15 protein-coding genes and 1 pseudogene are annotated in these 21,002 nt (G+C 26.8%); 9 read left to right on the top strand and 7 right to left on the bottom strand.

The window, feature by feature from the left end; all coding sequences use genetic code 11:
• Nucleotides 1-9: 9 nt before the first annotated feature.
• Both CSGHG_RS01670 and CSGHG_RS01665 read right to left on the bottom strand, forming a co-directional pair.
• Nucleotides 10-1,263: a pyridoxal phosphate-dependent decarboxylase family protein gene (locus CSGHG_RS01670; RefSeq protein WP_010292104.1), complete on the bottom strand. Its 1,254-nt coding sequence runs from the start codon at nt 1,261-1,263 to the stop codon at nt 10-12.
• Between the two features lie 634 nt (nt 1,264-1,897).
• Nucleotides 1,898-2,251 carry a hypothetical protein gene (locus CSGHG_RS01665; protein WP_010292103.1) on the bottom strand — a complete coding sequence of 118 codons (354 nt, stop codon included), beginning with the start codon at nt 2,249-2,251 and terminating at the stop codon, nt 1,898-1,900.
• 199 nt (nt 2,252-2,450) lie between these two features.
• Here CSGHG_RS01665 and CSGHG_RS01660 point away from each other — a divergent pair, with 199 nt between their 5' ends.
• From CSGHG_RS01660 to hcp (CSGHG_RS01645), 4 genes are all read left to right on the top strand, one after another.
• Nucleotides 2,451-3,137, top strand: a complete 687-nt coding sequence (locus tag CSGHG_RS01660) for a Bax inhibitor-1/YccA family protein (RefSeq protein ID WP_010292102.1) — start codon at nt 2,451-2,453, stop codon at nt 3,135-3,137.
• Nucleotides 3,138-3,736: 599 nt separating this feature from the next.
• Nucleotides 3,737-4,756, top strand: a complete 1,020-nt coding sequence (asnA, locus tag CSGHG_RS01655; RefSeq protein ID WP_010292101.1) for an aspartate--ammonia ligase — start codon at nt 3,737-3,739, stop codon at nt 4,754-4,756.
• Between the two features lie 245 nt (nt 4,757-5,001).
• The gene (locus CSGHG_RS01650; RefSeq protein WP_010292100.1) at nt 5,002-8,427 is read left to right on the top strand and encodes a pyruvate carboxylase; all 3,426 of its coding nucleotides are present in this window, start codon (nt 5,002-5,004) and stop codon (nt 8,425-8,427) included.
• Nucleotides 8,428-8,841: 414 nt separating this feature from the next.
• Complete coding sequence (gene hcp, locus CSGHG_RS01645; RefSeq protein WP_010292099.1) at nt 8,842-10,542, top strand: hydroxylamine reductase; 1,701 nt, start codon at nt 8,842-8,844, stop codon at nt 10,540-10,542.
• Between the two features lie 130 nt (nt 10,543-10,672).
• Here hcp (CSGHG_RS01645) and hcp (CSGHG_RS19550) read toward each other — a convergent pair.
• From hcp (CSGHG_RS19550) to recQ, 3 genes and pseudogenes are all read right to left on the bottom strand, one after another.
• A pseudogene (gene hcp / locus CSGHG_RS19550) lies at nt 10,673-12,324 on the bottom strand (hydroxylamine reductase).
• A gap of 179 nt (nt 12,325-12,503) precedes the next feature.
• The gene (gene gap / locus CSGHG_RS01635; protein WP_010292093.1) at nt 12,504-13,535 is read right to left on the bottom strand and encodes a type I glyceraldehyde-3-phosphate dehydrogenase; all 1,032 of its coding nucleotides are present in this window, start codon (nt 13,533-13,535) and stop codon (nt 12,504-12,506) included.
• Nucleotides 13,536-13,853: 318 nt separating this feature from the next.
• Nucleotides 13,854-16,001 (bottom strand): DNA helicase RecQ, encoded by a 2,148-nt coding sequence (gene recQ, locus CSGHG_RS01630; protein ID WP_010292092.1) that lies wholly within the window; start codon nt 15,999-16,001, stop codon nt 13,854-13,856.
• Nucleotides 16,002-16,201: 200 nt separating this feature from the next.
• On the opposite strand from recQ, the gene CSGHG_RS21625 reads away from it, so the two are divergent.
• From CSGHG_RS21625 to CSGHG_RS01615, 3 genes are all read left to right on the top strand, one after another.
• Complete coding sequence (locus CSGHG_RS21625; RefSeq protein WP_010292091.1) at nt 16,202-16,954, top strand: nucleoside phosphorylase; 753 nt, start codon at nt 16,202-16,204, stop codon at nt 16,952-16,954.
• Between the two features lie 194 nt (nt 16,955-17,148).
• The gene (locus CSGHG_RS01620; RefSeq protein ID WP_010292090.1) at nt 17,149-17,721 is read left to right on the top strand and encodes a GNAT family N-acetyltransferase; all 573 of its coding nucleotides are present in this window, start codon (nt 17,149-17,151) and stop codon (nt 17,719-17,721) included.
• 139 nt (nt 17,722-17,860) lie between these two features.
• Complete coding sequence (locus CSGHG_RS01615) at nt 17,861-18,043, top strand: hypothetical protein (protein WP_010292089.1); 183 nt, start codon at nt 17,861-17,863, stop codon at nt 18,041-18,043.
• Nucleotides 18,044-18,077: 34 nt separating this feature from the next.
• Here CSGHG_RS01615 and CSGHG_RS25210 read toward each other — a convergent pair whose 3' ends face one another.
• On the bottom strand, nt 18,078-18,665 hold the full coding sequence (locus CSGHG_RS25210) for a dehydroquinate synthase/iron-containing alcohol dehydrogenase family protein (RefSeq protein ID WP_081496209.1): 588 nt from the start codon (nt 18,663-18,665) through the stop codon (nt 18,078-18,080).
• Nucleotides 18,665-19,168, bottom strand: a complete 504-nt coding sequence (locus CSGHG_RS25205) for an iron-containing alcohol dehydrogenase (RefSeq protein ID WP_081496208.1) — start codon at nt 19,166-19,168, stop codon at nt 18,665-18,667. The genes CSGHG_RS25210 and CSGHG_RS25205 overlap by 1 nt, the downstream gene beginning before the upstream one ends.
• Before the next feature lie 161 nt (nt 19,169-19,329).
• Between CSGHG_RS25205 and CSGHG_RS01605 the strand changes: the two genes are divergently transcribed.
• Complete coding sequence (locus CSGHG_RS01605) at nt 19,330-20,055, top strand: pseudouridine synthase (RefSeq protein ID WP_010292088.1); 726 nt, start codon at nt 19,330-19,332, stop codon at nt 20,053-20,055.
• A gap of 4 nt (nt 20,056-20,059) precedes the next feature.
• Nucleotides 20,060-20,602 (top strand): tRNA 5-(aminomethyl)-2-thiouridylate-methyltransferase MnmM, encoded by a 543-nt coding sequence (gene mnmM / locus CSGHG_RS01600; protein WP_010292087.1) that lies wholly within the window; start codon nt 20,060-20,062, stop codon nt 20,600-20,602.
• Nucleotides 20,603-21,002 lie beyond the last annotated feature (400 nt).

Raw genomic sequence — 21,002 nt, 5'->3', positions numbered from 1 at the left:
GCACGCTTTTTATGCTGTTTTTGTAGAAGAATTTAAATGATTTTTTAAATCATTTATTAAAGAGTTTAATATTTCTAAATGTACATGTTCCATAACATTTATTTTGTACCATTTATTAGTATCGTTATGAACTTCTGGAGTTAAGAAATATTTCTCTACAATTTCATCATTTACATATTTAGATTCTATAGTTACAAGATTCATCATTTCTTCTTTATAATAAGTAATATTTAAGTTTTCTAATTCATTACAGAACCAGTTTGTCCTATTTCTTAATTTATCTATTTTTTCAAGCCATCCAAATGGACCATAAGTAGCAAGAATCATCCATACAGCAACAGCATTAGCGCCAGAACGACTTCCACTTATTGTTACATCTAAATTTTCTATATAAGTAGCTTCTTTTGTAAGTGTATTATGTATTAAATTCTTTCTACATAAGAAAATACCAGTACCATAAGGTGCTTGAAGCATTTTATGAGCATCTAATGTAATAGAATCTACATTTTTATTAGAAAAATCTGTATTGCAATTTTTATTTCCGATAGGATATATAAATCCTCCGAAAGCACCATCTACATGAATTTTATAATCTAATTCATATTTATCAAAAGTATTTGCATATAAATCAGGATCATCTACAGAACCAAACATAGTAGTACCCATGTTAGAAATTACTATAAAATATTTTTTGCCATTTTCTTTTGCTTCTTTTATTATACTATCTAAAACTTCTTCTTGGATTTTACGAGTATAAAATTCAACAGGAACTTTTATAATATCTATATTTAATAAATCAGAACCTTTATATGCAGAGTAATGTGTATCTGCAGATGTTATTATAGCTATTTCCTCATGTTTAGCATTTTTTTCATTTTTAAAGTAATTTCTATAAACCCACATAGCTTGAATATTTGCTTCTGTTCCACCTTGAGCAATGTAACCGTCAAATTCTTCATCTTCTCCATTAAGTATATCTTTTGATAAAAGTTGAATTAGTTCTCTTTCAATATCAAAAGTACCTCCAAATAATATATCTGCTTTATCATATGTATGGCAGCCTATATGATTAGGATTCTGTATAAAAGTTCTAAGATATGGTGATTTTTTAACAAAATCAAATCCGTCATAAAACATTGCATTATCTAATTTTGTTCCAGGAATACCTATAGTATTAGTATTGTCATAATTTAAAGTTCTACTTAATGCTTCTGAAACCTTTTGGTTTAATTCTTCCTCAGTATACTTTTTCCAATATTTCATTCTTTCATCCCCTCTAATATCTTAATTTAAAATTAAATCCAATTTACTTTTACTTTATTTTAAGGAAAGTTAATTTCAGGGTTCCAAGTCCACTTTGAAAATTATTCTATATAAACTTAGAAACCCAAAATAGTGAGACATGCTCTGAATTACTTAGAATTCAACACTACATATTGTATAAAAATATTTTGATATCATTGAATAAATGTAAAGTTGAGCTTGTTTCCCTATATATAATTAAATTTCTTTTAGAATTTAATGTTTTATTATAGAAATCATTTATATTGATTATTAACTTTATTCAAAATATTTTAATTATATAAAAGCTAATGGATTTTTATTAAATTAGTGTATGAAAAGTATGAAAACACTAACTTAGTAAAAATCATTAGTAAAACCTTTACAAAAACTTTGCAAAAAAATAAATTTCTATTATAGAAATAATAAAAATTGTTTAAAAAAAATTAACATATATTTTATATGCAATTCATTATAACATAATAATGCGTGAAATGTCTAACTTAATAAAAAGTTTTAAATTAACTTTTAAAAATTATATTTTTATAAAATATAAAAGAAAAAACTATGAGTTTTAACTACACATAGTTTTTTCTTTCATTATATAATATATAGTTTAATAATTATAGTATTCTCCATAATTACTTAATAAAGGAATAAATGCAAAAATTACTATCAATAAATATAAAACTATAACAATCAAAGTTAATATAAATGAAAATAATCCAGCTCTAGACCATGTATTTTGAATTTTCATAAATTCATCAACACTTTCAAAATCACCTTTTTTCCATGCCCAAGAATTACCTTTTGCACCACATACAAAAATCCATATTATATTAAAAAGAGGAATTAGACATAAAAGTGGTAGATAGGAACGATTTCCTATTCCCCATAAAATATTATACATGAAAGCTCCCCAATTCCATTTTTTAACTTCACTAGGGACAAAATTTTTATCATTTTCCATAATAAGTCCTCCTAAAACAAAATTATACATTTTTTTCAAAAAAATAAATAAATCCATAGATATACTAGCATATTTTTTAAAAAAATTCAAATTTTTTAAAAAAATAACAAAAATTACAAGTAATATATTGAAAAAATATAACTAAAATGGTAGAATTAAATAAAAAAATTTAATTTTAATTGAAGGAGGAATTAAAAAAATGGAAGGAAATTCTTTTCAAGTTAGTCAAAATAAGTTTATAGGAAAAACATTACTTTACATGACTATGGGATTAATATTAACTTTTATAGTTTCATATGCATTATGTATTAATGAAGATTTTATAATATTTTTATATTATAATCAGTATTCGTTCTTTGTAGCTATTGTTGTAGAAATAGGATTAGTCAGTTTAATAACTAGAAAAATGGAAAGCATGTCTGTTAAAACTGGGTTTATATTATTCTTGTTGTACTCAGTAATTAGTGGGGTAACGTTCTCAGCCATATTATTAGCATATTCTTTAGAATCAATTATTTTTATATTTTTTATAGCAGCTTTAATGTTCCTTTGCTCAGGAATGATAGGGATGACAACCAAAAGAGATTTATCAACTTTAGGAAGATTTGCTATTATGTCTCTTGTAGGAATAATTATTGTAAGTATAATAAATATGCTTTTAGGATCTAATGATGGACTTTTTAATTTTATAAATTATGTAGGAATGATTATATTTTGTGCTTTAACAGCTTATGATATGCAAAAAATAAAGATTATACATAAGTATTCATATGAACTTTCACCGGTTGAAGTTAATAAATTTGCTATATTAGCAGCATTAAACCTTTATTTAGACTTAATAAATATATTTATATATTTATTAAGATTATTAGGTAGAAAAAGATAGATGAATAGTAAAAAGTATTTAAAAATAAATTTAAAATTTATTTTTAAATACTTTTTTATTTTTAATATTATTTGTTTTATGTGAGCACTATTTAAACTATTATAAATACAAGGTTATGAGGAGTTTAAATATAAAAAAATCTAAAAATATAAAAAAACCAATAAAAGTGTATCACAAATGAATAAAATGCTACAATAATGAAATTTTTATGATGGCTATGTTTCATGCAAAAAAAACAAGTAAGGTATAAAAGGAATAAAAACACTAAAAAACACTATAAAGTATGTTAAATAGCAAATTTAAATGATAAAAATAAAGAAAAAATACTTTAAATTAACTAATCAATAAAAATATTGAAATTAATTTAAAAATATATTGCAATTTTGATAAAAAAGATGTACTATGTTAATAGCTGATACAAAAGCTGATACAAAATAAGTTTTCTTTTTAAATTTGGCGTTAAAATACAATTAATTATGAGATTGATTTTTACGCTAAAATATAATATATAATTTAGAAATGAAAAAATAAATCAAAAATCGTTAGGAGATGGTTCAGGTGGGGAATATACTTTAGTAAAAAAAGATAAACATGAATTTGTGAAAGAGGATAAAAACTTAATAATTCCAAAAAATTATAATTCAGAAATAAGTATTATAGAAACTGAAAGAGCTATAAAATTTATTAAAGATTATTTTGAAAAAAGTTTAGCAGAAAACTTAAATCTTACAAGAATATCAGCTCCGTTATTTGTTATGGAAAATACTGGAGTGAATGACAGTTTAAATGGAGTGGAAAGACCAGTTTCCTTTGATGCTTTAGACATAAAAGAAGATAATTTGGAAATTGTACAATCTCTTGCTAAATGGAAAAGAATAGCCTTAAGTAATTATGGATTTGAGGTTAATGAAGGTATTTATACAGACATGAATGCCATTAGAAGAGATGAGATTTTAGATAATACTCACTCCATATATGTAGATCAATGGGATTGGGAAAAAATAGTAAGTAAAGAGCAACGTAGTGAAGTTTATTTAAAAGATGTAGTAAATAAAATATATACAACTTTTAAAGAAACTGAAAGAATTGTATGTGAAAGATACTCACATATAAAGCCTATGTTGCCGGAAAACATATATTTTATCACATCTCAGCAGTTAGAGGATATGTATCCAGATGTTGATTCGGATACAAGGGAAAAACTGATAACAAAAGAAAAAGGCGCAGTTTTTATAAGTAAAATAGGAAAAGTTTTAAACTCTGGAGAAAGGCATGGAACAAGATCTCCTGATTATGATGATTGGGAACTAAATGGAGATATAATATTTTGGTACCCTATTCTAGATAAGCCATTAGAACTTTCATCTATGGGAATAAGAGTAGATGAAAATTCTCTTTTAAAACAATTAAAAATAAATGGCTGTGAAGATAGAAAAGAATTAGAATATCATAAGATGCTATTAAACAAAAAGCTTCCATATACTATTGGTGGTGGAATAGGACAATCTAGGATCTGTATGTATTTTTTAAGAAAAGCACATATAGGAGAAGTTCAAGCTAGTATATGGAATAAAGAAATGATAAAGAAATGTAAAGAAAACAATATAGAATTGTTATAAGAAAATTATATAGGGTCTAATAGTAAATTATTCAAATTCATATTAAATAATTTACCGTTGGACTCTATATTAACAAAAAATAGATTGAATGTTAAATTATTTATGATTATAATTTGAAAACTAAAAAGATAACTATTATATAGTTTAAATTTTAAAAATATTTGGATAATTAAAATCGTATAATTATATTATATAGATAAAACGATATACATATTATGTTAGAACTAGTGAAAGGGTGGATTTAAATGAGTTTTAAAAAAATTCTTGTTGCAAATAGAGGGGAAATAGCTATAAGAGTATTCAGGGCCTGTCATGAACTTGGAATAAGAACAGTAGCTATATACTCAGAAGAAGATAAAGGTGCGTTATTTAGAACAAAAGCAGATGAAGCTTATCAAATAGGACGTGGAAAAGGACCGGTAGAAGCATATCTTTCTATTGATGAAATAATAGAATTAGCAAAGAAAAAGCAAGTTGATGCAATTCATCCAGGATATGGGTTCTTATCTGAAAATATGGAATTTGCTAAAAAGTGTGAAGAAAATGATATAGAATTTATAGGACCAACATCTGAAATGATGGATAAACTAGGAGAAAAAATAAAGTGTAAAATAGTTGCAGAATCTGTTGGAGTTCCTATTATACCTGGAACAAATGAGCCAATAAAGTCAGCAGAAAAAGCAAAAGAACTTGCTAATTTATGTGGTTATCCTATAATGTTAAAGGCTGCTGCTGGTGGTGGCGGAAGAGGTATGAGGATTGTTCGTAACGAGGAAGAGCTTATAGATGCATATATAAGTGCTAGAAACGAAGCAAAAAAAGCTTTTGGAATAGATGATATTTTTATAGAAAAATATATAGAAAACCCTAAACATATAGAAGTTCAATTGCTTGGAGATAAATATGGTAATATAGTTCATCTTTATGAAAGAGATTGCTCTATACAAAGAAGACATCAAAAACTCGTAGAATATACTCCTGCTTTTTCATTACCTGAAAGTTTAAGAGAAAATATATGTAATGATGCAATAAAGATAGCTAAAGCTGTTAACTATAGAAGTGCAGGAACAGCAGAGTTTTTAGTAGATAGTCATGGAAACTATTATTTCATTGAAATGAATCCAAGAATACAAGTAGAGCATACAGTTACAGAAATGCTTACATCTATAGATATAGTACAATGTCAAATTTTAATAGCACAAGGATTTAGTTTAGGTTCTAAAGAAATTGGAATAGGAAGTCAAAAAGACGTACATTGCATGGGATACTCTATACAATGTAGGATAACTACTGAGGACCCTATGAATAATTTCTTCCCAGATACAGGTAAGATAGATATGTATAGAACTAGTTCAGGGTTTGGTGTAAGACTTGATGGTGGTAATGGATTTACTGGAGCTGTCATAAGTCCATATTACGATAGCTTATTAGTAAAAGTAATAACTCATGGAAGAACTTTTAAAGAAACAATAAATAAAGCAAAACGTTCGGTTAGAGAAACTAAAATAGATGGTGTTAAGACTAACTCTGATTTTTTAATAAATGTTTTAAGTTGTGAAGAATTTGAAAAAGGTATTTGTACAACAAGCTTTATTGAAAAGCATCCAGAATTGTTAAATGTAATACCTAAAGAAGATAAAGAACTTAAATTACTTAATTTTTTAGGCGAAAAAATAGTTAATGAGGGAAAGCATAGTCATAAAGATTTTGATATACCTCAAATACCTAAATTTCCTAAGTCTCAGTCTTTAAGTGGAACCAAACAAATTTTAGATAAAAAAGGACCATTAGGTCTTACTGAGTGGATTAAAAATGAAAAGAAATTACTTTTAACTGATACAACAATGAGAGATGCTCATCAATCACTTATGGCAACAAGACTTAGAACAAAAGATATGGCGATGATAGCAGAACCAATGTCTCATCTTGCAAAAGATTTATTTTCAGTTGAAATGTGGGGAGGAGCAACTTTTGATGTTGCATATAGATTCTTAAAAGAAGATCCATGGGAAAGATTGGAGATATTAAGAAAGAAAATTCCAAATATATTATTCCAAATGTTAATTAGAGGTGCCAATGGAGTTGGATATAAAAACTATCCAGATAATGTTATAAGAGAATTTATAAAGGAATCTGCAGATAAAGGTATTGATGTATTTAGAATATTTGACTCACTAAACTGGTTAAAAGGTATGGAAGTAGCAACAGATGAAGTTTTAAAAACAGGAAAAGTTGCTGAAGTATGTATGTGCTATACAGGGGATATTTTAGATAGTAGTAGAAAAAAATATGATTTAAATTATTATATTAAAATGGCTAAAGAAATAGAATCTATGGGAGCTCATATATTAGGTATAAAAGACATGTCAGCGCTTTTAAAACCATATGCTGCATATGAACTTATATCTGCATTAAAAGAAGAGATAAATATACCAATACATTTACATACGCATGACACCAGTGGAAATGGGGTTGCCACTGTACTTATGGCGGCACAAGCTGGAGTAGATATTGTAGACACTGCATTTAATAGTATGTCAGGACTTACAAGTCAACCTGCTTTAAATTCTGTTGTAGCAGCTCTTGAAAATACAAAACGTGATACAAAGTTAGAATGTGACAGTTTACAGCAAATATCTGATTATTGGGAAAGTGTAAGACCTATTTATGAAGACTTTGAGTCTGAGTTAAAGGCTACAAGTGCTGAAATATATAAATATGAAATTCCAGGAGGACAATATTCTAATTTAAAACAACAAGTTAAGAGTTTTGGTCTTGGTCATAAGTTCCAAGAAATAAAGGATATGTATAAAGAAGTAAATGGTATGGTTGGAGACATTGTTAAGGTTACTCCATCATCTAAAATGATAGGTGATATGGCTATATTTATGGTTAAAAATAATATTGATTCTAATAATATATTAGAAAAAGGGGAAATATTATCATTCCCAGACTCAGCTGTAGATTATTTTAAAGGTATGATGGGACAACCTAATGGAGGATTCCCAAAAGATTTACAGAAGATTGTTTTAAAAGATGAAGATTCTATAGAATGTAGACCTGGAGAACTTTTAAAGGATGAAGATTTTGAAAAGATAGAAAAAATATTAAGAGAAGAATTAGAAATAACTCCAGAGAAAAAAGATATTATAGCTTATGCTTTATATCCAAAGGTATTTAAAGAATATGTAGAGTATAAGAAGACAAAAGGTGATTTTTCAAATATGCCAAGTGTGCCATTTTTCCATGGAATAGTGGAAGGGGAAACTTTAGAAATTGAAGTTGAAGAAGGTAAGGTATTTTTAGTAAAACTAATAAAAGTTCTAAATCCAGATTCAAAAGGTATGAGAAAAGTAATATTTGAAGTAAATGGATTTAGAAGAGAAATAGATGTAAAAGATAGGGCTATTGAAGAAAATAAAAATGAAAAGTCAATTGTGTTTGCTAGTAAAGAGGATCATACAGAAATAGGTGCTAGTATACCGGGAAAAGTTGTTAAGGTGTTAGTTAAAAAAGGGGATAAAATAGAAAAAAATCAAAAACTTATGATTTTAGAAGCTATGAAAATGGAAACTAATATAGTATCTAAAATTTCTGGAGAGATAGAAGAAGTGTTAGTTAATGAGGGTAGCCAAGTTGAAAGTGGTCAACTTATAATTAAATTAAAATAGCTTTAATAAAAATAATTTTAATAAAAAGTACTATAATGAAAATAAGAACTTAGCTTAACTAGGTTCTTATTTTTATTTTTAAAAGTGAATTTTATTATTAAAAAATATTAAAATAAAAAAATAACATTTTTATATTTTAACAGAATGTGTAACAATAGTTACCGAAATGTAATCTGAAAAATAGTATACTTTCAATTGTGGAAGACAGATATTAAAAGAATGATATATAAGGATGTAAGTTGAAGGTTTAATTTATACATAAAGATTTTATTGCAAATAGATAAAGTATAGTAAGAATTAACATAAATACAACTAATACATGTTTTTTCTAAACTAAAAAAATATAAGTTAAAATTAAAACTTAAAACCTTATAATACATAGAAATAGTATGAGAAATCAAGGAGGAATTCATAATGGGAATGTTTTGTTATCAATGTCAAGAAGCAGCAGGATGTAAGGGATGTACAGTAAAAGGTGTTTGTGGAAAAACTGAAGATGTAGCAAAGACTCAGGATTTATTAGTATACGTTACTAAAGGTCTTGCGATTATAAGTAATGAAGGTAGAAAAGTTGGTGTGATAGATAAAGAAGTAGACAAATGTATAACAGAAAATTTATTTTCAACAATTACAAATGCAAATTTTGATAGAGACGATCTTTTAGAAAGAATTAAACAAACTTTAAAATTGAGAGAAAGCTTAAAAGTTAAGGTTTTAAAAGCTGGTGGGGTTATAGGTGAGACTAAGGTAACTGGTGGTTTTTTGAAAAAAATATTAGGTATGAATACTAAAGAAATAATTATTCCAGATGCTGCTCATTGGAAGGGTAATAATGAATTAGCTTTTGTGCAAAAATCGGAAACAGTTGGAGTGTTAGCAACTGAAAATGAAGATATAAGAAGTTTGAGAGAACTTATACTTTATGGATTAAAGGGATTATCAGCATATATGAAACATGCTATGAATTTAGAATACAATAGTGACGAAATTCATGGATTTATGGCAAAAGCATTAGCAGCAACTTTAGATGATACTTTAACGGTAGATGATTTAGTAGGGATAGCTCTTGAAGCAGGAAAATATGGTGTGGATGGAATGGCATTACTTGATAGCGCTAATACTAAAACTTATGGTCATCCAGAAATCACAACAGTAGATATAGGAGTAAGAAATAATCCAGGAATATTAATATCAGGACATGATTTAAAAGATTTAGAAATGTTACTTCAGCAAACAGAAGGAACGGGAGTAGATGTTTATACACATGGTGAAATGTTAGCAGGTCAATATTATCCTAAGTTCAAAAAATATAAACATTTTGCAGGTAATTACGGAAATGCTTGGTGGAAACAAAAAGAAGAATTTGAAAAGTTTAATGGGGTTATACTTATGACAACAAATTGTGTTGTAATTCCATCCAATTCTTATAAGAATAGATTATTTACAACAGGAGCAACAGGTGTTCCAGGATGTAAGCATATAGAAACTGACAAATTTGGTAAAAAAGATTTTTCTCAATTAATAGAAATGGCTAAAAAGTGTAAAGCACCTACAGAAATAGAAAAGGGACAAATTGTTGGCGGTTTTGCTCATAATCAAGTAATTGCATTAGCAGATAAGATTGTTGAAGCTATAAAGGCTGGAGATATAAAGAGATTCTTTGTTATGGCTGGATGCGATGGAAGAGCTAAATCAAGAAATTACTATACAGAATTTGCAGAAAAGTTACCAAAAGATACAATAATTTTAACAGCAGGTTGTGCAAAATATAAATATAATAAATTAAATTTAGGAGATATTAATGGAATTCCTAGAGTGCTAGATGCAGGACAATGTAATGATTCATATTCATTAGTTGTAATAGCTTTAAAGCTTGCAGAAGTATTTGGTGTTGAAAGTGTAAATGACTTACCAATAAGTTATAATATAGCATGGTATGAGCAAAAGGCAGTTATAGTATTATTGTCACTATTGCATTTAGGCGTTAAAAATATACATTTAGGACCAACATTACCAGCATTTTTATCACCAAATGTAACAAAAGTATTAGTTGATAACTTTGGAATTGGTGGAATAACAAATGTTGATGATGATATAAACATGTTCATGTCTTAATAAGACAAATAATGAGATATATGTTTTAAATAAAATTTTATGTTAAAGTAAATTTATCACTTATTAATTTACAATATAAATATAAATTCATAATATAAAAAAAAGACTGCTTTGACAGTCTTTTTTTATATTATGAATTTCTAAAGATTGATTTTAAATCATCTTCTGGTGTGCTTATAGGTTTTATATCAAAATTGTCTATAAGATATTGAAGTACGTTAGGTGATAAAAATGCTGGAAGGGATGGGCCAAGGTAAATTCCTTTTATATCTAATGAAAGTAATGCTAACAAATCAGCAACAGCTTTTTGTTCATACCATGAAAGTACAATAGATAGAGGAAGGTCATTGACAGTACAATTAAAAGCATCTGCAAGAGCTAATGCTATTCTTACTGCAGAATAAGCATCGTTACATTGTCCTATGTCTAAGAGTCTAGGTATTCCATCTATATCACCAAAATCTAATTTGTTAAACCTGTATTTTCCACAAGCTAAAGTTAAAATTATACAATCATTTGGAAGTTGTTTAGCAAATTCGGTGTAATAATTTCTACCTGGTCTAGCTCCATCACAACCACCTATTACAAAGAAACGTTTAATTTTTCCTTCTTTAACAAGTTTTATTATTTTTTCTGCATGACTTAATGTTGCTTTATGTCCAAAGCCTACTAAAATTTCCTGTGGAACTTCATCTTCCTTAAACCCACCAAGTTCTAAGGCTTTATTTATTATTTCTGAAAAGTCTTTAGTTCCATCATTTTTCTTAGGAATATGCTTTATATTCTTCCAACCAACAACGCTAGTTGTAAAAATTCTGTCGCTGTAAGAATCACGGGGTTTCATAAGACAATTAGTTGTCATTAGAATACATCCAGGAATATTGTCAAAGTCTTTTTGTTGATCTTGCCAAGCTCCACCAAAGTTACCTACAAGGTGGGAATATTTATTAAGGTTAGGGTAACCATGAGCAGGTAACATTTCACCATGGGTATAAACATTTATTCCTTTATCTTTGGTTTGTTCAAGAAGCATTTCTAAATCCTTTAGATCATGACCAGAAACTATTATGAAAGGTCCTTTTTTAGTTTTTACATTCACTTTTTGAGGAGATGGAGATTTGAATAATTCGTTATTAGCTTTATCCAATACCTCCATACATTTAACAGACATTTTACCAGCTTTTATCATTACATTAATTAGATTTTCTAATGATAATGAATCATTTATAACAGCTGATAATGCTTCAAAATAAAAATTATCAACATCATCGTCATGATGATTTATAAACCTTGCTTGATGAGAATATGCGCTAATTCCTTTTAGACAGTAAATTATTGTTTGTCTTACTGAACGAATATCAGCATCTAAGTTTTGATTATACATAATTCCTGCTATTTTAGAGTCGTGTAACATTTCTTCTTTAGTGTCAGGTAATTGATACTTTGCTATATCAGATTCATCAGTAATATTATCTATCTTAGATTTTAGTTCATTTTTATATTTTTTAGATTTTTTTAATTGATTAACAAAAAAGTCTAAATCAAAGTTTACATTTGTAAGGGTTGAAAATAAACTATCTTCTATAAAAGATACGTACTTTTTATCAATTTTTTACCTTTTTTAATAAGTTCAAATCCATAAAAACTCATACCTTTTAATTGATATATAAGTAAATCTTGAAGGTTTGCAATATCCGGTGTTTTACCACAAACACCTACTTTAGTGCAACCTTTTCCTCCGACAGTTTGCTCACATTGATAGCAAAACATATCATTCTCCATAAAAAAACCTCCTGTATAAGTTTAGTAATCAAATCTAGTATTGGTAAAGATAAGTATAAATATTCCTTTTGAAAGTAAGATAAATTTGATTTGTATAGGTAAAGTAAATTAAAATTTTAAATAAAAAAATAACTACTATACTTTCGTATAAGTAGTTATTTTAGAGGTTGTTTTAAGTTTTAAGCAGTTTTACAAACTACTTCAGAATTTAAGGCTTCTGCTACCACATTAGCTAAATCCACAACTCTTGCAGAATATCCCCATTCATTGTCATACCATGCAGCAACTTTAACCATTTTTCCGTTTACCATAGTTGAAAGTGCATCAAGTATTGAAGATCTATCGTCTCCTTTAAAGTCAACAGAAACTAAAGGTAAATCACAATATCCTAAGATTCCTTTTAATTCATTTTCAGATGCATTTTTAAATGCGTTATTTAATTCTTCAACAGTAACTTCTTTTTCAAGTTCACAAACTAAATCAGTTATTGATACTGCTGCTGTTGGTACTCTTAAAGCAAAACCATTAAGTTTTCCGCTAAGTTCTGGTAAAACTTTTGCAACAGCTTTTGCAGCACCAGTTGAAGTTGGAACTATTGATTGACCAGCAGCTCTAGCTCTTCTTAAATCTTTATGACTTTTATCTAGTATTTGTTGATCATTTGTATATGAGTGAATAGTAGTCATAAATCCGTTTACGATACCAAATTTTTCATTTAACACTTTAACTACTGGAGCTAAACAATTTGTTGTGCAAGATGCATTAGAAATTAAAGTATGTTTAGATACATCTAGCTTATCGTCATTTACTCCCATAACAACAGTTATATCTTCATCTTTTCCTGGAGCTGTTAATATAACTTTTTTTGCACCAGCATCTACGTGGCCCATAAGTTCTTCTCTAGTTTTGAATTTTCCAGTAGATTCTATAACTAAATTAACATTAAGAGCTTCCCAAGGAATATCCTTTGGTTCAGCACATCTTGTTATCTTGATTTCTTTTCCATTTATTATTAGAGAGTCTTCAGTTGTTTTCACATCACCTTTGAAAGTTCCGAAACATGAATCGTAAACAAATAGATGTGCTAATGTTTCAACATCAGCTCTAGCATTTATTGATACTATATTAAAATTATTATCAGGATTTTCAGAAGCTATTCTTAAAAACGTTCTTCCTATTCTTCCAAATCCATTTATACCTACATTTATCATAAAACTACCCCCTGAGTATTCATTAAAAACTTTTTAAAATTTATTATTAAATCAATTAATTACGTATTTTCTTTACAAGAATATAGTACAACATAAATGGAAAAAAATCAAATAAAGTATAGCATAATAAAAATAAAAATAAGTTGAATACCGTTGAAAAAGATAACAATATCTCTTAAATGCTCTTAAATACTTTAAAACAACATACTATATATTAAATATAATACTATATAGTATGTTGTAGTGATAAAAAGTGTACACTTTTGAATTTTGTATTAATAATAAAATTTATTTGTTAATAAAGATGATTAAATTCATTTATGAAACGAAATAATTCTTAAATATAACTACTTTTATCTCATCATAAGTTATATTAGGATTTACTATTTCTTTAATAGGCTTTAATCTATTTCTTCCTACTTGTTTTATTGCATCTAAAATCTCTTTTTCATTATTTTCATCGTACAAGTTAGAAAAATCTAGAGGCAAATTAGTATTTTCATGTTCTTCTAAATATTTTTTTATATGCTCAAGTATAGTTCCTATTTGAAGATTACGTTGCTTACAAACATTCTCGATAGATGGGTTATTACTTAATAAGTCCATTGTAACTTCTATAGTTTTGCCTTTATGAGAAGATGTTTTAGATTGAGAATCATTTTTTGTTTTAGTAAAAACAAAATTTAAAGTTATATTATTTTCATTTACATATGCGTTTATTATATTTAAAAATAGAGTTCCATACTTTTCGCATTTATGTTCTCCAATTCCACTTATATCAAGTAATTCTTCCTTATTAATAGGAAGTCTTATACTAAGTTCCTTTAAGGTACTATCAGAGAAAACAACATATGGTGGTATGTTTTCATCATTGGCAATATCTCTTCTTAGAGATTTTAAAATTGAAAGCAGTTCATTATTTGCATCTACGTATTCCTTGTTTACAAATTCCTTGAATATAACATTTTCTTCTCTTTTAAGTATAGGAATAGATTTTTGGGTAAGTCCTACTGTAGGAAAATTCCCTTGAAGGCTTTCTAAATATCTATGGGAGATAAGAGTATGAATAAAAGTTTTCAAGTAATCTTTTGAAACATTACTCATTATTCCGTAAGTATTAAGTTTATCTAGGCCAAGTCTTAAGACTTTTTTATTTTTAGAACCTTTAAGTATATCTATAATAGATGTTACACCTAAGGGACGTTTCATTTCATAAACACAATATAATACATTTCTAGCTTCTTCTGTTTTATCAACAAATTCTCCTTCGAAATGGCAGTTGCTACATTTACCACAATCTTGATTATAATTTTCACCAAAATAGTTTAGGATGAATTTTTTAAGACAATCATTGGAATACGAAAAATCTGCCATTAGTTGCAACTTATTATACTCATTTAATTTTCTATTTTCATTATAAGTACTTACATCAATTAAATATTTTTGCAGATGTATATCTGATTGAGAAAAAAGAAGAATACATTCACTTTCTTCACCATCTCTTCCTGCTCTACCTATTTCTTGATAATAACTTTCAATATTTTTAGGCATATTATGGTGTATTACAAATCTTACATTAGATTTATCTATTCCCATACCAAAAGCATTAGTAGCAATTATTATATTACAGTTATCATAAAGAAAAGATTCTTGATTTTCTAAACGATCATTATCAGAAAGACCAGCATGGTATTTTAAAGCTGTAATATCTTTGTTATTTAAAAGTTCCCAAAGGGATTCTACTTCTTTTCGTGTAGCACAATAAATTATACCGGAATCTTCTTTGTGAGTTTTTAAGTAGTTTAAAATAAAAGTTTCTTTATTTCCACCTTGAACAACTTTTAGTATTAAATTCTCTCTATCAAAGCCTGTTATAAATATGGAAGGCTTATTTAAGTGAAGAAGTTTAACCATATCATTTTTAACTTCTTCTGTAGCAGTAGCGGTAAAAGCAGCAACAGTTGGGCGGGTTTTTAAAAGATTTATAAATTCATTTATTTTTGTGTAGCTAGATCTAAAATCATGACCCCATTGAGAAACACAGTGGGCCTCATCTATAGCTATAAATGGTACATTAACATTAGATATTAATGTTATAAAATCTTGAGATAACAATCGTTCTGGTGCTACATAAAGTATTTTTAAATCATTGTTTAATATTTTTTCTTTTACGATTTTATACTCTAATGATGAAAGAGAGCTATTTATGTATCCAGCACTTATTCCAGTAGCTTTTAAATTGTCTACTTGATCTTTCATAAGAGAAATTAATGGTGATACTACAATTGTTATACCATCAAATAAAATTGCTGGGAGTTGATAACATATAGATTTACCACCACCAGTAGGCATTATAGCTACAGTATCATTTCCATTTAAAATAGAATGAATTACATTTTCTTGTCCTTTTCTAAAACTATTATAACCAAAGTATTTATTTAAAACTTCTAAAGCCTTATTAATCATTAATAAATTCACCTCATAAAATTGATAATAAAAGTATATATATCTTATTATTATCATAGACTAATTTAAGGAAATTTAAAACTGATATATAAGAAAAAGATAACATATGAAACATTCTGATTGTTTTGAAAAAATAAAAATAATGATATTATTAATAGTAATACTATAGTGGAGATGATTTATAGAAAGTGGTGAATTAAATGGAAAGATTTACAGCTAAAGATTACATTAACTATGTACTGGAAAGTAAAAATGTAAAATTAGAAGATATTAAGGTTGGAGAAACTGTTATATTATCTTGGTTTAATAACGTTATAGACTATTTAAAGGATAAGTATAATGGGGTTAATCCATCATATAACACTTTTGGTAAAAGACATGAAATATATAATATAAATATTAATGGAAAGTTAGTAACTTTATTTTATAGCAGTATAGGTGCACCAGCGACTATAGCAGCAATGGAAGAACTTAGGGAACTTGGAGGAAAAGTATTTATAGGTATAGGTCTTGCAGGTAGTTTAAATGAAAATTTAAAACTTGGTGATTTATTAATACCTTATGAAAGCATAAGAGAAGAAGGTACTTCATACCATTATTTAGATCATAAAGATAATGTATATCCTTGTGAAGAATTAAAATGTAAAATAGAAAGTTCTTTAAAGAATATAGGATATAAATATACTGTAGGATCACAATGGACTACTGATGCTATATATAAGGAAACTTTAGACCAAATAGAAAAACATTCTAAAGTAGGGGTATGTGGAGTTGATATGGAGACTTCAGCTATGTATGCTTTTGGACAAGCTACAAATACAAAAGTGTGCAATATTTTAGCTATAAGCGATGAATTATGGCATAAATGGAATCCAGGTTTTGGGGGAGAAATTGTGTTAAGTGGACTTGAAAAAGCAACTAAAGTTGTAGAATCGGTAATAAAAAATTTATAAAGTATCTAGGGAAACAAGCTCCAATTTAAATTTATTCAATAACCTTAAAATATTTTTATACAAGATGCAGTGTTGAATTCTAAGTAATTCGGAGCATGTCTCACTATTTTAGGTATCCAAGTTTTGGAATGGATAACTTTAAGAGTCAACTTGGAATCCTATAAAAGATATAGTTTGAAGATTGGAGATTTTTTATGATAATAGGAAATTTAACAATTATAAGACCGTTGGAAGGAGGAGATGAAGAACTTTTATATAGATGGTGGAATGATGGAGGATTAATGGAACATGCAGGATTAGCATTTGGAACACTTCAAAGTAAAGAAGCAATTAAAAATATAGTTAACAGAGAAATAGCAAAAGAGGAGCTTTCTCCAAAAAACAAAAGGTTTATAATATGTAAAAAAGATAGTTTAACACCTATAGGTGAGATTAATTATTGTAGTTTAGATTTAAAAAATCAAAAATGTGAATTTGGAATAAAAATTTGTGAGATAAATGAACAAGGAAAAGGATATGGAAAAGATGCATTATTTCATTTTATAGATTTTATTTTTAAAAATTTTAATATAAATAAAATTGAATTAACTACTATGATTGATAATAGAAAAGCTCAAGGTTTGTATAAAAAATTAGGGTTTAAACCTATAGGTATAATTAGAGAAGCTTTTTATGATAGCAAAAGTGAAGGATTTCAAGATGCTCTGTATATGGATATCTTAAAAAGAGAATGGAAGGATAAATATAAAAATTTTAATGATAACTAATTCTAAAATTTATTTATTATCAAAAATATATTAGATAAGTGAATAAGTTAGAATTTCAGTATAAAACTCCATGTTTATATCTTAAAGAAATATATATAAGTACGAAAATATATTTAAGTTAAAATTGGAGGGAGTTAAGATGCTAAGAATTAGTGAGGTGTTTAAAAATAGTAATTATGTAGAATATAAACAGATTTATAAAAGAAAAAAGAAGAATAAAAATACAAAGGAATATAAATTTATGGATGAATTAAAAAATATGAGAAGAAAGAGAAAAATAAATAAAGTAAGTGTTTTGAAGTTAAAGAAGAGATCATTATAATAATGAAAATAATCTCTTCTTTTAAAATATAGACTTACAATACAGATTTATAAATGGTTGCTATATCTTCAACAGTAACTTTTGTAGGATGGTTTTTAAGTTTTAGAGTATTACCGACCATAGAATATGAGTATTCTATAATTTCTTTTTCTGATAAAGAGATTTTTTCATCAAACAATTTGTCTAAGAATGTTCCAAAATCATCTAAATTATTAAATTTAAGAAGTGAAAGTATTTTGTTAACTTTTAATTTATCACTACAAAAGTTAAGATATTCTTTTAACAATAATCCATTAGCTTTACCATGAGGAATGTTTTTATAATATGTTAAAGCATAACCCATTCCATGTGGTAATGATGTTCCAGCTTGAGAAATTACCATACCAGCAATTGTAGAAGCTACAAGTAATTTTTCACATTGTTTTAAATTTAATTTTTCAGATTGAAGATAATAAATGCAATCTCCAAAATATTCTAGTCCTTTCTCTGCTAAACTATCACTTAGTATATTAGCATTAGATGATAAATAACCTTCTATTAAATGAGAAAGTGCATCTATTCCTGTATTTACTCTTATTGATATTGGTATGTTAATAAGATAAGATGGGTCTAAGAAGGACATTATAGGAAAAACCTTTTGACATATTCCTCTTTTGGTTTTAAGTTATGATCAGTGACTATTGAATATGGTGTAGTTTCACTGCCGGTACCAGCAGTAGTAGGAATGGCTATTACTGGAACGGCTGATAAGGAAGGATTATTTCCTAAATCGGTTATTGTTGCATCTGTATTATTAATAAGTACAGCAGCAGCTTTTGATGCGTCTAAAGGTGAACCACCACCAATTCCAATTACAAAATCAACGTTTTTAAGTTTTCCTAAATTAGATATTTTGTTAATAGTGTCTAGAGAAGGATTTTCTTCAACTTCATCATATAAGTAATATTCAACATCTAAATCTTTTAAAATGTTTTTAACATCATTTAAAGAACCATTAGCCTTAGAAGAATGTTTTCCAGTTACTAAAAGAGCTTTATTTCCAAGGGGTTCTAATAAATATTTATTATTATTTAAACAATTTTCACCTAAAATTATTTTTGTAGGCATATAAAATGTATTGTTCATAAATTTTCCTCCTAAAATTATATGATTTAAAGAATAAAGATTCGGAATAATAACATAATTTAATTATTAAACAAATAGTATATGATTTCAAGCGTAATTTGCATTTTAAAATTTAAGATATTATAATAACTTATATTTGAAATTATTTAGGATGTGAGAATTTGGAAGAAAGATTACAAAAATATATGGCAAGTTGCGGTGTTGCCTCAAGAAGAAAATGTGAAGAGATAATACAAGCTGGAAGAGTTAAAGTTAATGGTGTTTTTATAAAAGAACTTGGAATAAAGGTAAATAAAGATAAGGATGTTATAGAAGTAGACGGTAAAAAAATACAACCAGAAAAAAGAAAGGTATATATAGCACTTAATAAGCCAGTGGGATATGTATCTACAGTTAAAGATGAAAAAGGAAGAAAAACCATAATAGATTTGATAGATGTAAATGAAAGAATATATCCTATAGGAAGGTTGGATTATGATACTTCAGGACTTATATTACTTACCAATGATGGAGATGTATATAACAGAGTAATACATCCTAGGGTGGAAAAAAACAAAGTTTATATAGCTACAGTTAAAGGTATACCTACGAAATTAGAAATGGAAAAATTTTGTAAAGGTGTAGATATAGGGGGGTATATAACAGCTCCAGCACAGTGTAAGCTGTTAAAAATAAATGATAAAGATAAGAAAAATCTATTGTGTGATTTAGAAATAGTAATTCATGAAGGTAAAAATAGACAAGTAAGAAAGATGTGTGATGCAATAAATCATAAGGTTGTGAGGCTTAAGAGATTGTCTGTTGGAAATATTAAATTAGGTAATCTTAAAGAAGGTAAATATAGATTTTTAACAGATAATGAAATTATACATCTAAAAGGGGAGTAGTTTTATGTTTAAGTATGTAAGTGACGTAAGTATGCTTTCGCAACATATAGTAAAAAACTTTACTGAAAATAAAAATGTTGCAATTGATGGTACATTAGGTAATGGATATGACACAGATTTTTTAAGTAAAAATTTTAATAAAGTCTATAGTTTTGATATACAAAAAATAGCAGTAGATAATTATAAAAAAAGAAATAACAATAAAGTTGAATTAATAAATGATAGTCATAGTAAATTAGAAAAATATATAAAAGAAAATGTAGATGCAATTATGTATAATTTGGGTTTTTTACCTGGTGGTGATAAGTCTATAACTACTATGGTAGAGAGTACTATAAAAAGTATAGAGAGTGGATTAGAATTGCTAAATTCAGGTGGGATAGTTTCAATAGCTATTTATGTAGGACATGATGAGGGAAAAAAAGAAGAGATGGCAATTATGAAATATGTTAAAAATCTTGATAAAAAATTATATGGCGTTATGCTACATGAGGTTTTAAATAGAAGTGAATCAGCTCCTAAACTTTTAATTATAGAAAAAAAATAGTTGTATTTTTATTATTCAATTTTAAAAAAACAATTTTATCAGTCAACGTGAAATATTATATATGGTTCTAAGCATAGGCGTAAAGCTAAGCCTGAAAATTCCAAATTTATAGTATTAAAAAGTAATAATGAAAAAATTTAAAATACTAATATGTGAAATTTTCAAAGAAACTCTAAATCAATTTTCAATAAATAACTTATTAAATTTTAAACTTATTCATTTATCAAATGAGAAAACTCAAATTAATATTTTATCAATAACTAACAGGTTATTTTAGTTAAGAGTTGTAGTGATTATTATTCACTATATTCCTAATAATACTAAACGTACTTTTTAGTACCAACTTTGATTGTTTTAGATTTTATTTATATTTTTTCTTAACTGATAACAAAATTTGATG

The organism is Clostridium senegalense JC122 (assembly GCF_000285575.1).
Taxonomy (GTDB): Bacteria; Bacillota; Clostridia; order Clostridiales; family Clostridiaceae; genus Clostridium_J; species Clostridium_J senegalense.
The sequence above is the reverse complement of the archived record's forward strand: the minus strand, read 5'-3'. Positions and strand labels throughout refer to the sequence as shown.